This window comes from Lysobacter capsici (assembly GCF_014779555.2).
Taxonomy (GTDB): domain Bacteria; phylum Pseudomonadota; class Gammaproteobacteria; order Xanthomonadales; family Xanthomonadaceae; genus Lysobacter; species Lysobacter capsici.
On sequence record NZ_CP094357.1, the window covers coordinates 2,148,457 to 2,162,452 of the forward strand.

General features: G+C 67.6%; 10 protein-coding genes. 4 read left to right on the top strand and 6 right to left on the bottom strand.

All coding sequences use genetic code 11. The features are described 5' to 3' along the window. Positions 1 to 3 precede the first annotated feature (3 nt). The gene (locus IEQ11_RS08995; RefSeq protein ID WP_191822856.1) at positions 4 to 801 is read right to left on the bottom strand and encodes a hypothetical protein; all 798 of its coding nucleotides are present in this window, start codon (positions 799 to 801) and stop codon (positions 4 to 6) included. Positions 802 to 1,243: 442 nt separating this feature from the next. On the opposite strand from IEQ11_RS08995, the gene IEQ11_RS09000 reads away from it, so the two are divergent. From IEQ11_RS09000 to lnt, 3 genes are all read left to right on the top strand, one after another. Then, on the top strand, positions 1,244 to 2,332 hold the full coding sequence (locus IEQ11_RS09000; RefSeq protein WP_191822855.1) for an SGNH/GDSL hydrolase family protein: 1,089 nt from the start codon (positions 1,244 to 1,246) through the stop codon (positions 2,330 to 2,332). Positions 2,333 to 2,648: 316 nt separating this feature from the next. Next, complete coding sequence (locus IEQ11_RS09005; protein WP_228464865.1) at positions 2,649 to 3,026, top strand: hypothetical protein; 378 nt, start codon at positions 2,649 to 2,651, stop codon at positions 3,024 to 3,026. Between the two features lie 36 nt (positions 3,027 to 3,062). Continuing rightward, positions 3,063 to 5,531: an apolipoprotein N-acyltransferase gene (lnt, locus tag IEQ11_RS09010; protein ID WP_228464863.1), complete on the top strand. Its 2,469-nt coding sequence runs from the start codon at positions 3,063 to 3,065 to the stop codon at positions 5,529 to 5,531. A 129-nt stretch (positions 5,532 to 5,660) separates the two neighbouring features. Here the strand turns inward: lnt and IEQ11_RS09015 are convergent, their stop codons facing one another. Further along, entirely contained in the window at positions 5,661 to 7,100 is a 1,440-nt protein-coding gene (locus IEQ11_RS09015; RefSeq protein ID WP_191822853.1) for a serine hydrolase domain-containing protein, read from the bottom strand. A gap of 289 nt (positions 7,101 to 7,389) precedes the next feature. Here IEQ11_RS09015 and IEQ11_RS09020 point away from each other — a divergent pair, with 289 nt between their 5' ends. Next, positions 7,390 to 8,808 (top strand): amino acid permease, encoded by a 1,419-nt coding sequence (locus tag IEQ11_RS09020; protein ID WP_057921295.1) that lies wholly within the window; start codon positions 7,390 to 7,392, stop codon positions 8,806 to 8,808. A 24-nt stretch (positions 8,809 to 8,832) separates the two neighbouring features. Here IEQ11_RS09020 and IEQ11_RS09025 read toward each other — a convergent pair whose 3' ends face one another. The 4 genes from IEQ11_RS09025 to IEQ11_RS09040 all read right to left on the bottom strand — a co-directional run bounded on the left by IEQ11_RS09025 (position 8,833) and on the right by IEQ11_RS09040 (position 13,996). Then, positions 8,833 to 9,138, bottom strand: a complete 306-nt coding sequence (locus IEQ11_RS09025) for a hypothetical protein (RefSeq protein WP_148650310.1) — start codon at positions 9,136 to 9,138, stop codon at positions 8,833 to 8,835. 343 nt (positions 9,139 to 9,481) lie between these two features. Further along, positions 9,482 to 11,104, bottom strand: coding sequence for an MFS transporter (locus IEQ11_RS09030; RefSeq protein WP_191822852.1), 1,623 nt, complete (start codon positions 11,102 to 11,104; stop codon positions 9,482 to 9,484). A 106-nt stretch (positions 11,105 to 11,210) separates the two neighbouring features. Continuing rightward, positions 11,211 to 12,266 carry an MDR family NADP-dependent oxidoreductase gene (locus tag IEQ11_RS09035; RefSeq protein WP_191822851.1) on the bottom strand — a complete coding sequence of 352 codons (1,056 nt, stop codon included), beginning with the start codon at positions 12,264 to 12,266 and terminating at the stop codon, positions 11,211 to 11,213. Beyond that, a complete protein-coding gene (locus IEQ11_RS09040) occupies positions 12,263 to 13,996 on the bottom strand; it encodes a phytoene desaturase family protein (RefSeq protein ID WP_191822850.1) in 1,734 nt (577 codons plus the stop codon). The genes IEQ11_RS09035 and IEQ11_RS09040 overlap by 4 nt, the downstream gene beginning before the upstream one ends.

The window sequence follows — 13,996 nt, forward strand, 5'->3', positions numbered from 1 at the left end:
CGCTCACGATTTTCCGACGGGCACCTCGCGTCCATGCAAGGCCCGGTAATCGTCCGACATCGAGGCGAGGTATTCGCTGACGATGATCCGGCCCAGCCGATCGATTTCAATCAGGCCGCAGTCCAAGGCGGCGTGCAGGTCGCGGCGCAGCAGCACGCCATGATGGGCTTGGTTGTCGGTGCGCCAGTCGGCCCAGGGAAAATGGGCCGCGTCGCAAACCTCTTGCGGCGCGCCGGACAGGGCGCAACGGTTGCCGGTCTTGGCGGCGACACGCTGGCGGAATTTGCCTTGTTCGGGACGGGTTTCGCGAAGCGCGAACGAAGGCGGGCGAGACGGCATGGGCTGGCCGTCGACGGAGACGTCGCGGCGGCCCGGCAGCGAACCGCGCTGCAGCAGCACGGTGTCGCCTTCGACGAGGGGATACCAGGCAACCGGGTCCAGGCCGCGCGCCTGCGACAGGCCCGAGCGCCACTTGGAGCGGTCCGCCTTGCGTTTCTGCAGGATCACCCGCACCGGCCGACCGGAATAGCGCACCAGGATCGAATACAACTCGGCGGCTCGGGACCCGCGCTGGCCCGCGAGGTCGTCCCTGAGCGAGGGGTCGCTCTGGCTCCACTTCGGAATGCCGTGGGGATCGTGGATGTCGTGCATCCACAGCGTCACATAGGCCGATGTCCCGTCGTCCCAGCCCCAGTTCGAGGCGAACGCGCGGTGATGCTGTATCGACTGCGGGGCCATGCCGGCGCGCTGCAGGAACGAGACGACGCTTCCTTGTTCCAGGTATTGCTCAAGGTTGGGCATGGGGCCGTAGGGTCCGAGTGCTCGTTGCGATCGTGGCCAATCGTAGCGCCGAACCGGTGGCGTCGATCCCTTGCCCGGGCGACAGGCCTGATTCTCGCGAAACCGGCGCATCGAACAGGCGCGCGACCTGGTCTTCGCAGCGCCGACCGCCTTTTGCGCTCGTGCATGGATCGTTGCTTGCTGCTGCCCGCATGCGGCGTTCGTCCCGCCCAAGTGCGAAAACGTGATGCAGCCCCCCGTGGCTGTTGCAGCGCACATTGCGTGCCACCGGAACCGTACGCTAGCGTCCGGGGGCGTTGGCAGGGGGAGCCATGCCGGAAACTCAGGGCGTGCTCGCCGTCAGTCGGACTTCGCGTTTTTATCGACTCATTACATCGCACGACATTCTCATCGGACACCAGCAGGTGTTCGCAGCGCACATCATCTCGAAGGGGAATTAAGGATGAAGACTCTGTTCCGCAACAAGGCGGGGCGGTTGCTTTCGGCTGTGGCGCTGATCGCGCTCGCGGCCCCCGCGATGGCCAATACCCTCAACCAGAACGTGTCGTGGACCATCGACCGGGCCGGCACCACCGCCAAATACCGGACCGTCGCCTACGGCGATTCGATCTTCGCCGGCTACAACGGCTCGATCAGCAACGCGGGCAAATACTCGGCGCCGACGGTGGACGCCGAATACCTGTCGGCGCGCTGGAACGCCGATATCGAAAGCGTGCGTCGGGCCAAGTCCGGCGCGGTGGCGCGCGACGTCTACGAAAACAAGATCGTGGCCGAGCGTTCCTACATGCAGGCCGCCTCGACCCGGGTGGTGAGCTTCGAGATGTGCGGCAACGACGGCCTGCAGGCGCGTTCGGCGTTCAAGGCGCAGACCGGCACCTGCGATTACAGCGGGCTGGATGCGGCGATCAATTCGTGCAAGACCTACGTCGCGGCGGCGATGGATTACATCAACACCAACGCGCACGCCAACACCCGGCTCAAGGTGATTTCCAATCTGCACTATCCCGGCTACAACACCGACAACGTGCAGAGCGCCTGCCGCGACGCCGGCACCGGCCAGACGGTGAACATGCGCGACCGCTTCCTGCCGGCGATCGCCAAGATGAACTACTGGATGTGCGAATACGCCCGCCAGAAGGGCTTCCAGTGCGCGGACAGCTTCGCCCAGTACATGGCCGCGGATTACGACAGCAACGGCGACGGCCTGATCGATTCCGACGCGCTGCGTTACGTGTCCGGGGAGAGCGAAGCCAGCTATGTCACCCGCACCTCGGTGACCCTGCGCGCGACCTTGCGCGATGCGAACACCAAGTTCGTTTCGTCGTCGAGTTCGTTCGACTACATCCAGTCCGACGACACCCATCCGACCTACACCGGCGGCACCGTGTCGGCGGGTCTGTGGGGCGGCACCACCGGCACCGGCGCGCCGCGCTATTCCAGCTTCACCAACGGCCGTAACCCGATCTGGAACCAGTACGGGCACGAGCGCATGGGTTGGGCGTTGTCGGTCTATCAGCCGGCCAATCCTTGATCGCGATTCGCGCGGATAAGCGACCGTGAGCAAGCATGGTCATGGCGATGCCCCGTCGTCCCGAGCGGACGGCGAGGGCATGCGCGTGATCGCGAAACCCGCCACGCGCGGCGGCAGGCTGCCGTGGGTGGTGGGTGTCCTCGCGGCCGCGGTCGCGCTGATCGGGTGGTGGTGCCTGCGTGAACCTGCGCTCGGTTCGAATAGCCCCGCCGCGCAGGCCGGCGGGGATCGCGCCACGATGGCCGCGGCGATGGACGATCGGTCCGCAGCCACCCATCCCGCACGACGAGTCGCATCGCCACCAGCAGCGCAGGACATGCCGAGCAACGATCCCGACGATCTGGCCGCTTACTTCCAGCCCGGCGATCCGGAGCCCACCGGCGCGCAGGTGATCGAGGCCTTGCAGCAGGCCGGCGTGCGCACCGGCCTGGGCGCGTTCAATCCGCCCGGCACCAGTCCGCCGCTGGTCGGGCTGGCGGTGCCGGAAGGCTATGAACTGCCGCCAGGCTATGTTCGCCATCATCAGGTGACCGACGAGGGCGTTGCGATCGAACCGATCCTGATGTTCTCGCCCGATTTCGTCTTGCACGACGCCCAGGGCCGGCCGATCGCGATGCCGGCCGACCGGGTGGTGCCGCCGGAACTCGCGCCACCCGGCATGCCGCGACGGCAGATCCAGATTCCCCCGCGCTGATTTCCCGCGCTCACCCCGCGACACGGAGTGTTCGACTTGACCCATGAGCGGTTGTCCCGCTGGCGCAGCCTCGCCGGCATTCTCGCCACCGCCGCGTTGCTCGGCGTGTACGCGCTCGGCGGCTTCGCCTGGATGCTGGGCTTCGTCGCGCTGGTGCCGTGGCTGCTGACGCTCAATACCGACAGGACGACGCCGCGCGTGCTGATGAACGCCGCGCTGATGAGCGTCGCCTTCGTCGCGGCGGTTTTCTACTGGTTCGGCGCGGCGATCGGCGCCTACACCGGCGTGGGCGCGTCGACGGCGACGCTGGTGCTGCTTGTGTTCGCGCCGCTGGTGCAACCGCAATTCATCGCCTTCGCGCTGGTGCGCCAGTGGGCCGGACGCCGTTACGGACCGGTGCTGCGCGCGCTCGCAGCGACCTGCGCGTGGGTGGCCTGCGAATGGCTGGTGGCCAAGCCCTTGGGCGATACCTTGGGGCACGGCTTGTTTCCGTCCGCGGTGCTGCGTCAGGTCGCCGATCTCGGCGGTGCCGCGGGCATCACTGTGTTGCTGTTGCTGGTCAACGAAGCGATCGCCTTCGCCATCGTCAAATATCGCGAGCCAGATCGCAGCATGCGCGTGCTGCTGCGGCCGCTCGCGCTGGCGGCTGGCATCGTGGTCTGCATGGCCGGTTACGGCGGGTTGCGGCGCGCGGCCTTGCAGGCGCCCGCGCTCGCCGACGCGCCGACACTGCGCGTGACTATGGTCCAGGCCAACATCACCGACTACGAGCGGCTGCGCAAGGAAATCGGCGCATACGGCGTGGTCCGGCATGTGCTCGACACCCATTACGCCCTATCGTGGTCGGCGATCCGCGATCATCGGGCGGACGTGCTGCTGTGGTCGGAAACCGTGTATCCCACCACCTTCGGCCATCCGCGCAGCGAGGACGGCGCGGCGCTGGACCGAGAGATCCAGGGCTTCGTCGATGCGGCCGGCGTGCCCTTGGTGTTCGGCACCTACGACCGCGATGCGCAGGGCGAGTACAACGCGGCGGTGTTTCTCGAACCCGGCAAGGGCCTGCTCGGCGTCTATCGCAAGACCTATCCATTCCCGTTGACAGAACACGTGCCGCGCTGGCTGGACGGCCCGCGCTTGCGCAGCGTGTTGCCGTGGACCGGCAGCTGGAGCCCCGGCGACGGCGCGCGCGTGCTGCCGCTGCGCAGCGCGGACGGGCGCGAGGTCAACGTGGTGCCGCTGATCTGCCTGGACGACGTGCATCCGGTCCTGGCCATCGACGGCGCGCGGCTCGGCGCCCAGGCCATCCTTGGTATCTCCAACGATTCGTGGTTCACCGCGTACCCGGTCGGCGCGCGCCTGCATCTGGCGGTCGCCGCGTTTCGCAGCATCGAAACCCGATTGCCGCAGGTGCGCGTCACCACCAACGGCTTCAGCGCGATCATCGACGACACCGGCGAGGTGCTCGCGAACACCGCGATCGGCGATCAGGCCGTGCTGACGGCCTTCATCAGCGCGCGCGATCCGTCGCCGACCTTGATGGTGCGCTGGGGCGATTGGGTGGGCCGCGCGGGTGCGGTGTTTGTGCTGGCCTTGGCCGCGCTGGCGGCATGGCAGGCCTTGCGTCGGCGTGCTTCGGCCGCGCCGCGGGTGGAAACGGTCGTCGAAGTGGCGATGCTCACGCCGCTGTGGCGCGCAGTGACCGGCGCGCTGCGACTATTAGCGGGCATGGGGCTGCTGTGGCTGGCCTACGACATGCTGGCGCGCACGGGCCTGCAGATTCAGTCCTTGTCGCAACTGTGGCTGTTCGCCGCGGCCGTGTTGGCGCCGGCCGTGGCCGCGTGGGCGATCGAGCGCGCGTTCGTCGCGCAGGCGCGCGTCGAAGCTTCGCTGCTGGTGCTGGACCAGCGCCGGCGCAAGATCGAACTTCCGGTCGCGTCGATCGCCGCGCTGCGGCCCTGGCGCATTCGGTTGCCGGGCAGCGGCGTCGATGTGCGCCTGGCCGCAGGCCCGTGCTGGACCTGGAGTCTGGCGTCGACCCGTCCGCGCGCATTGCAGCGCATGTTGGCCGCGACCGGCGTACCGATCCGGCTGGAAGGAAGCTTCGCGAACGCTCTGGCCGATCTGGCCCAGAGCCGCGCCGACGCGCGCCGGCGCCGGCTCGATCACCCGCTGGTGAAATTCGCCTTGTTCGCGCTACTGCTGGCGCTGGTCGCGTTCCGTTTGCACCAGATCATTGCGTTCGGCGGTGTGTTCGGCGAGTACTACAGCTATGGCCTGGGTGCTTATCTCGCCGGTTTGCTGATCTGGTGGGCGTCGTGGTCGATCGGTTTGATGCTGTTCGACGCGGTGCTGCGGGTCGCGATCGAAACCGTCGTGATACTGGCCCTTGTGTTGCGCTCGGTGCACGTTGCCGCGGTGCGCGATGCGCTGGAATGGCTGGGCCGTTTGGCGTTTTATATCGGCGTGCCGGCTTGGCTGGCGATGCGGTTGTTGGCTGCGGGATGACGGCGGATGACGCTAAAGCTTGTGCCGGTGCCGGTGCCGCGGCTGCCCGGCCGCGTGTATCAGGCAATCGACTTCGCATGAACTGATTCGCCGCCCGAGGACAATGCCTGCCGCGTGCGCTCGCGACGCTCAACGCGACGGGGTCGACAGCGCCTGTTGCTTGCGCCTGGCGGCTTTCGCATCGGCGAGGTCGCCCTTGGCCTCGTAGGTTTCGGCCAGGCTGTCCCAGGCATTCGCCGATTTCGGGAACAGCCGCGTATTGAGCAGGAAGGCGCGCAAGGCGACATCCGCGCCGTGGCTTTCGCGTAAGGCGTAACCGGTGTTGTTGATCGTTCGCTCGAGCTGCTGTTTTTCGACGCTGCGATCCGCGCGCAGGCTGTCGGCGAATGCCTGCATCCGCGCATCGTCCGGCGCGCGCAGCGCGAATGCGGCGATGCGGTCGGCCAGGGCCTGCGCCGGGAAACGCTGCGGCGCCAGCACGCCCATCAGATCGTCCACCAGGGTGCGCGACCACACGTTGCGGGCGCTGCCGTTGGTCAGGTAGACGATGGTGTAGACGTTGCGGTCCAGCGAGTCGTTGAACAGGATGCGCGCGCGCACCACGGTGCCGCCGTCGTGGCCGACGTTGCGATAGCTGCCGCTGTCGCCGCTCTCCCAGCCGCTGAGGAATTCGCCGCGTTGGCCGCCCGACAGCGTCAGCGGTTGCCACAACTGCATCAGCGTGGCCTTCGACACCAACTCGCCGGCGGCGACCGCGCGCAGGAACGCGGACAGGTCGCCGCGGCTCATGTACAGCGCGCTGTGGCCCACGGCATACGCGGGCCAGGCCACATCCGGCATCGGCTGCGCTTTGCCGTCCTGGCCGCGATAAGCGAAGACCACGCCGCGCGCGGGCAGGCCGTCGCGGCCCAGCCAGGTGCGTTGCAGCCCCAGCGGGACCAGGATGCGTTCGCGCGCGATCCGCGGATAGGGCTGGCCGTAGTGGGTTTCCAGCAACTGCGTGAGCACCAGGTAGTTGGTCTGGGTGTAGCGCGTGCGGCTGCCGGGCGCGAACTGCATCGGTCGGGCGGCGGCGACGGCCAGGGCCGCCGGCAGGCTCGCGGGGAAGGAGGCGTTGGCTTCGGCGGTGCCGGCCATCTGCTCGGGCGTGTAGTACTCGGCGACGCCGGAGGTGTGATTGAGGAACTGGCGCACGCTGATCGCCTTCCAGGGTTCGGGCAGGTCGCGCAGGTAGGCGCTCGCGGGCCGGTCCAGGTCGACCTTGCCTTGTTCGACCAATTGCATGAGCAAGGTGGAGACGAACAGTTTGGCGAGCGAGTACACCGGGAAGATGTCGTCCGCGGCCACGCGTTGGCCGCTGTCGAGGTCGGACGCCCCGTCCACGCCCTGGAACAGCGGCTTGCCGTCGTGGCTGATTTCGACCGACTGGCCGACGATGCCGTAGCGCTGCTGTTCGATCCGCAATTGCTGTTGCAGGCGTTCGGCCGGGTCGCGCCGGACGGTGGCGTCGCACAGGCCGGGCGCGAAGGCGAGCAGGCAGAGCAGTGCGTGGCGGAAGCGTCGATTCATCGCGGTGCGGCTCGAAGGCGTGGGCGGAACGGCGCGGTGCGCCGGGCTGTCGAACAGGCGCGAACCCAGGCGCGAACCGGCCGGGACGCATGGTAGTCGATGCCGTATCGCGGTCGCGCTGTCGCGCCGCGGGCGGGCCCGGTCAGGACGCGACGATACCCGGGCACACAGGCCGCGATGCCCCGATTGTGCGGACTTCCGCGTCCAAGCCGGGCAAGCGCGACTAGTCCGGCGCGCCGCGCCGGTGCGAGCATCGGCGAGGTCTGCCGACTTCGCCGCTGGAGCTTCGATGAACCTCACCGCCCGCATGTTGCGCCGCAAGTCCGTCGAGCAATTGCAGCGCGAGGCGCTGACCCGCGGCGAACTGCGCCGGGTGTTGGGGTTGTGGCATCTGACCGCGATCGGCCTGGGCGGGATCATCGGCGTGGGCATCTTCGTGTTGACCGGCACGGTCGCGGCCGGCACCGCCGGGCCGGCGGTGGTGCTGTCGTTCGTGCTGGCCGGCATCGCCAGCGCGGCGGCGGCGCTGTGCTACGCCGAGTTCGCCGGGCTGATTCCGGTGTCGGGCAGCGCCTATACCTACGGCTATGCGGTGCTCGGCGAGTTCGCCGGTTGGTTGATCGGCTGGGATCTGCTGCTGGAGTTCGCGCTGATCGCGGCGGTGGTCGCGGTGGGCTGGTCCGGTTACGTGCAGGCCTTGCTCGACGCGGCCGGGGTGGCGCTGCCGGTGTGGGCGCAGGGCGGCTGGTTCGGCGGCAAGGCCGGGCAGGTGGTGAATGTGCCGGCGGTGTTCGTGTCGCTGGCGATCACCGCGCTGCTGGCGTTCAAGACCGAATGGGGCGCGCGCTTCAACACCGTGGTGGTGGCGATCAAGATCGGCGCGGCGGTGCTGATCATCGTCGCCGGCGTGGCCTATGTGGACCCGGCGCGCTGGCAGCCGTTCATGCCGTTCGGCGTTCACGGCGTGGTGGCCGGCGCCTCGATCGTGTTCTTCGCGGTGTTCGGCTACGAGATGATGACCACCGCGGCCGAGGAAGCGATCGACCCGCAACGCGACCTGCCGCGCGCGGTGGTGCTGTCGCTGGCGATCGCGATGACCCTGTACATCGGCATCTGCCTGGTGCTGACCGGGATCGTGTCCTACACCACGCTCGGCAACGATGCGCCGGTCGCCAACGCGTTCGCGGCGATCGGCATGCCCAAGGTGATGGTGGCGATTTCGCTGGCCTCGATCTGCGGCATCACCAGCGTGATCTTCGCCAATCTGCTGGCCGGCGCGCGGATCTGGTTCGCGCTGTCGCGCGACGGGCTGCTGCCGGGCTGGTTCGGAAAGGCGCATCCGCGCTGGCGCACGCCGTGGCGCACGACCTGGCTGGTCGGCGCGGTCGCGGCGGTGGCGGCCGGGCTGTTTTCGCTGGAGGAACTGGCCAAGCTGGTCAACATCGGGGTGCTGTGCGCGTTCGTGGTGATCTGCAGCGCGGTGCTGGTTCTGCGTTACCGCTCGCCCGAACTGCCGCGTCCGTTCCGTACCCCGTGGTCGCCGCTGGTGCCGCTGATCGGCATCGGTTTCTCGCTGTGGCTGATCAGCGGATTGCCGTACCTGACTTTCGAGCGGTTCGCGATCTGGCTGCTGATCGGCTGCGCGGTGTATTTCGGTTACGGCATTCGCCACAGCAAGCTGGCGCGGGACCCGGCCGAGCCGGCCTGAGCCGACCCGGCGCGTCGTCGCGGGTCAGCGCTGGCCGCGCGCGCTGTTGCCGGGCTCGGGCGTGGCCGCCGCGCGCGAGGGCTCGGCCCCGGCGATCGCGCTGGCGGCGGGCTTGGCCTGGATGGCTTTCAGGCCGGCCGCCCGGGCCGGTATCGCATGCGGTTTGGGCAGTTCGATCGCGGGCGGATTGGCCACGATCGGAGGAATGCGCGTCTGGTCGGGCACGCAGGCGTGGTAGGTAGGCAGGAACGCGGCCGCGAGCACACACGCGCCGGCGATCAACGCAGCCGCTGTCGGAGGCGTAAGCGCTACGCCGAGTGTCGTTTTCATGAAGTCCCGAATCAATCTGCCGCACACGGCGGCGGTGCGCGCGTAGGCGCTAATCGTTATGTGGTGCGTACCGCGGGTGCTGCCGACCGGGCGAACCGGTCCGTCTGGCGCCGTCCTCGCGCTAACTCGGTCACGATGCGTCGCGGCATTGCACGATACCGCAGCGTCCGGCGCTAGCTAGTGGTGACCCTAGCAAGGTCCGGGCCGTGACGCTGTATCCAAAATTGTGAAATTGTATTTTTGCGTGACGCACGTCTACATCGAAGCGCCGCGCGGGAGGCCGCGGTCGGGGCAATCGGTGATCGCGCGGCTCGCGCGGCCGTCGGGACGCGGCCGCCTGGGCTCAGGCCTCCGCCGCGGCCGCGCGTTGCGGCTCGGTGCTGACCCGCAGATGGCGCGAGCGGATGCTCATGAACACGATCGCCGCCAGCAACAGCCCCGCGGCCGCCGCATAGAACAATCCGCCGAACGCGGCGCGGAACAGTTCGCGCGCCGACGGCGACAGGGCCTGCGCGGCCAGCTCGCTGAGGCTGCGCGCGCTCGCGCCGTCGTGGGCGGTGCCGATGCCGGCCTGGGCCAAGCGCAGCAGGATCAAGGCCGAGCCGGCGGTGGCGACCACCGCTGTCCCGAGCGTGCGCACGAAGGCCATGGCGCCGGTGACGCTGCCGAGTTGGCGCGCCGGCGCGGCGTTCTGGGCGACGACGTTGATGATCGCCGTGCTCGGGCCGATGCCGAAGCCGACCGCGCCCAGCAGCAGCGACGCGCTCAACGCAGTCAGCTGTTCGGCGAACAGACCCATCGCGAACAAGGCCGCGATCGCGATCGGAAAGCCCAGCAGCACCGGCCCCTTGAAGTCGCCGCTGCGCGCGGCGTGGCGGCCGCCGAGCAAGGCGCTGATCGCGCCGCCGACCAGGGCCGGGATCAACAACACGCCGGCGTGCGAGGCGCTCAGGCCCAGGCCGATCTGGTAATAGGCCGGCATCAGCACCGCCACCGCGATGTAGAAACCGTAGGTCAGCAGACCGACCAGCAGGGCCGGGCCGATCACCGCGTGGCGCAGGAACATCGGCGGCAGCACCGGATCGGCGACCCGGGTCTGGCGCAGCGCGAACGCGAACCCGACCACCGCGGCGAACGCGAACAGGCCCAGCACCTGCGACGAGGTCCAGGCGTAGCGCACGCCGCCCCAGGTCAGCGCGAACAGGAAGGCGGTGGTCGCGATCGCGAACAACAGCGTGCTCAGGTAATCGATGCGGCCGCTGTGGCCGGCGGCGACGAAGGCGCGCATGCCGGGCCAGGCGATGGCCAATGCGAGCAGACCGATCGGCAGGTTGATCCAGAAGATCGCGCGCCAGCCCAGCCAGTCGGTCAGCGCGCCGCCCAGCAGCGGACCGATCAGTCCGGCCACCGCCCAGACGATGGCGAAGTAGCCGGCGAAGCGGCTTCGATCGCGCGGCCCGGCGATTTCCGCGACCGCGGCCTGGGCGACGATGATCAGGCCGGCGCCGCCGACGCCCTGCAAGGCGCGCGCGGCGACCAGCATCGGCATGCTGCTCGCCAGCGCGCACAGCACCGAACCGAGCAGGAAGCCGCCCATGCACACCAGCAGCATGATCCGGCGTCCATGCAGATCGCCGAGCTTGCCGATCACCGGCGTCGCCGCCGCGCTCGCGAGCAGATAGGCCGACACCGCCCAGCCCATCAGGTCGAAGCGTTGCAGGTCGCCGACGATCGCGGGCAGGGCGGTGGCGACGACGGTTTGTTCGATCGCGCCGAGGAACAGCGCCAGCATCAGGCCGGTCAGTACGCGCCTGGAGCCACGTGAGTTCGCAGCCAGTTGGGTGACGGTGGACCGATCAGGATTGGACTGATGAGGGGTGGCTTGATTGAAGCCGGCTTTATCGATGCCCGCTTTTTCGGTGCTGGATTGATCGAAGCCGGAACGATCGGACGGAGCAGGGGACATGAGCATTCTCGTGGCGCGCGCCGTCCATGCGCGCCGCCCATGGCTCGGGCGGCGCGCGCGACTGTCGCAATCGATGGGCTTGCGATGCAACGTGGCGAACGAGCGACTACAGCTTGACCAGCACCTTGCCGCGGTTGTCGGCGCCGCCGACGAACAGGCTTTGGTAAGCCTGCGGGATCTCGTCGAAGCCGTGGCGGATGGTGTGGGCCGAACTCAGTTCCTGACGGCGGATCATCCCGCCCAGATCGCTGTGCAGGGCCTGCCAGTTGGAATCGGTGAACCACTCCAGCGAGAAGATCCCGCGGATGGTCGCGCGCGGAAACATGATGTACGGCAGCAGCCGCGGCCCGGTGTAGTCCTGCTCGACCTGGCTCGCCCACTGCCAGCACACCGCGACCTGGCTGTCGACGTTGAGCATCGAGAACACCACGTCGGTGACCATGCCGCCGATGCTGTCGAAGTATTTGTCGACGCCGTCGGGCGCGGCCTGTTGCAGCGCCTCGCGCATCTTGTCGGCGGTGTCGTTGGCCTTGTAGTCGACGATCGCATCGAAGCCCAACTCGGTGAGGTACTGCGCCTTCGCCGGCGAGCCGGCGGTGCCGACCACGCGCGCGCCGGCGCGCTTGGCCATCTGCCCGACCAGGCTGCCGATCATGCCCGAGGCGCCACTGATGACGATGGTGTCGCCGGGCTTGACCGCCATGAACTTGGTCAAGGTGCCCCAGGCGGTCATGCCCGGGCCGCCCATCACGCCGAGCGCGGTCGACAGCGGCAGGGTGTCGTCGTAATTGGCCGGATCGAGTTTTCGATAGGCCGGAAACACCATCGGAAACGTACCGGTCTGCCACAGCGCCGGCTTGCCGTCGCTGACCAAATGCGTGCGCCAGCCGCCGAATCCCTGCACCAGATCGCCCGGCTTGAACGGCGCATCGGGGCCCGCGTCGAGCACCTCCATGATCGAATCGGCGCCCATGTGGTTGCCGATCGGCGTGTCCAGGCAAATGCCTTGCAGATAGGGATCGACCGACACGTACAGCGTCTTGAGCAGCATCTGCCCGTCGCCGAGATTCACGTCGAGCTCTTCCTCGACCTTTTCGTAGATGCGGCCGGCATCGGGCACGCCTTCGACATGCTCGCGCACTACCCATTTTTCGATCTTCATGTGCTCAAGGTCCTGGTGGTGATCAATTGCGGGTAAGCGCCGGCGGGTCGATACGCGGGCGCGGCCGGGCCGACCGGATGGATCAGATGGGTCGGCAGCGGCTTGTGGTTGTCGATGCTGGCGGTGAAATCCTTGCCGTCGTCCTTGCAGATGAACTGCATGACATGACGGCCCGCGGCGGCGGCGCGGATCAGCCCGCCGGTGGTGGCCCATACGCCGGATACGTAGAAATTCGACAGGCCTTCGAGCACCGGGCCGTTCTTCTTGATTTCCTCTTCCAAGGTCTCGCCGCTTTCGACGAACGGCTGCCAGCCGAGCACGGTACCGTCGTAGTTGCCGGTGTAGCGCACCTGGGTCAGCGGGCTGGACACGTCGCGCACGGTGATCGAATCCTTCAGCCCCGGATAGCGTTTTTCCAGGAACCGGATCATCGCGTTGCTGACCTTGCGCTTGGCCGCGTGATACTCATGGCCGCGTCGCACCGGCAGGGTGTGGAACTCCTCGCCCTTGCGCTTGCGGCTGACCTGTTCGGGGCCTTCGTTGAGCGCGCGCCACGGCGCGATATCGCAGAAATAAGTCGCGTAGACGATGGTGGTCTCGCCCGGCGCGAGTTCGGGATAGTGCTGGCTGCGGAACTGCACGTTGATGCTCGGATGACGGATGCCGACCATCTCGGCGGCTTCTTCCTCATCCAGCAGATACGTGGTGCACGGTTCGCCTTCGGGGAAGGGCTTGTCCAGGCCGAGGAAGGTGATGAAGTACCCCGGGAACACCATGTGCGGTTCGGTGATCGTCTCGGTGTAGAGCTTGCGATAGGTCTCGCTGAGGTACTTGCCCTTGAGGAACTTCATCATCGTGGTGTGGCCGTCGGCGGCCGAGACCACGATGTCGGAGAACACCTCGCGCCCGTCGCTCAGGCGGATGCCGATCGCGCGATCGTTCTGGACCAGGATCTCCTCGACCTTGGCGTTGTAATTCACCTCGCCGCCCAGGCGGCGGAAGCGTTCCTCGATCGACTTGGCCAGGCCCAGCGAGCCGCCCTCGGGCACGCCGGCCGACAGATTGGCGTGCGAGGCGAGCTGGAAGTAGAACGGCAGCACCGGGAAGTTCTGATGCTTTTCGTACAGGATGAAATTGAACGCCTCGCGCAGGAACGGGTCCTTGAACTGCGCCGAGTAGTCGGTCATCAACACGCTGATCGACTTGCGGATGGTGTTGAAGTAGGGGATGAACGATGCCAGCATCTTCCAGCGTTCCCAGCGGCCCATCAGCCCGACCGGCTTGAGGAAGGGATACACGTTCAAGGCCTTGCGGAACTTGCGCAGGCCGCCGACGAATTCGCGGATCAGCTTGGTGTCGGCCGGCGAGATCTCGATCAGATGAGCCTCGAGCCGATCGGGATCGGAATAGAAGTACACCTCGCGGCCGTTGGCGCCGCGCACGATGTTGAACACGTCGAAGTGGCGCATCTGCTTGCCTTGCAGCGCGCCGAGTTCCAGCCAGATCTGGTGCATCTCGTTGCCCGGGCCGTTGCCGAGCAGCCAGCTGATGCAGCAGTCGAAGGTGAAGTCGCCGCGTTCCCAGGCGGTGCAGCAGCCGCCGGGGATTTCGTGCATCTCGAAGATCTGCGTCTTGTATCCGTTCATTTGCGCGTAGCAGCCGGTCGACAAACCGCCCAGCCCCGCGCCGATGATGATCATGCTTTCTCTGTTGCCCAGCGTATGCGACAT

Bases quoted from the DNA above. Each gene is read 5' to 3' on its own strand.
- IEQ11_RS08995 (WP_191822856.1), bottom strand. From the start codon at position 801: ATGCCCAACCTTGAGCAATACCTGGAACAAGGAAGCGTCGTCTCGTTC.
- IEQ11_RS09000 (WP_191822855.1), top strand. From the start codon at position 1,244: ATGAAGACTCTGTTCCGCAACAAGGCGGGGCGGTTGCTTTCGGCTGTG.
- IEQ11_RS09005 (WP_228464865.1), top strand. From the start codon at position 2,649: ATGCCGAGCAACGATCCCGACGATCTGGCCGCTTACTTCCAGCCCGGC.
- IEQ11_RS09015 (WP_191822853.1), bottom strand. From the start codon at position 7,100: ATGAATCGACGCTTCCGCCACGCACTGCTCTGCCTGCTCGCCTTCGCG.
- IEQ11_RS09020 (WP_057921295.1), top strand. From the start codon at position 7,390: ATGAACCTCACCGCCCGCATGTTGCGCCGCAAGTCCGTCGAGCAATTG.
- IEQ11_RS09025 (WP_148650310.1), bottom strand. From the start codon at position 9,138: ATGAAAACGACACTCGGCGTAGCGCTTACGCCTCCGACAGCGGCTGCG.
- IEQ11_RS09030 (WP_191822852.1), bottom strand. From the start codon at position 11,104: ATGTCCCCTGCTCCGTCCGATCGTTCCGGCTTCGATCAATCCAGCACC.
- IEQ11_RS09035 (WP_191822851.1), bottom strand. From the start codon at position 12,266: ATGAAGATCGAAAAATGGGTAGTGCGCGAGCATGTCGAAGGCGTGCCC.
- IEQ11_RS09040 (WP_191822850.1), bottom strand. From the start codon at position 13,996: ATGTCGCATACGCTGGGCAACAGAGAAAGCATGATCATCATCGGCGCG.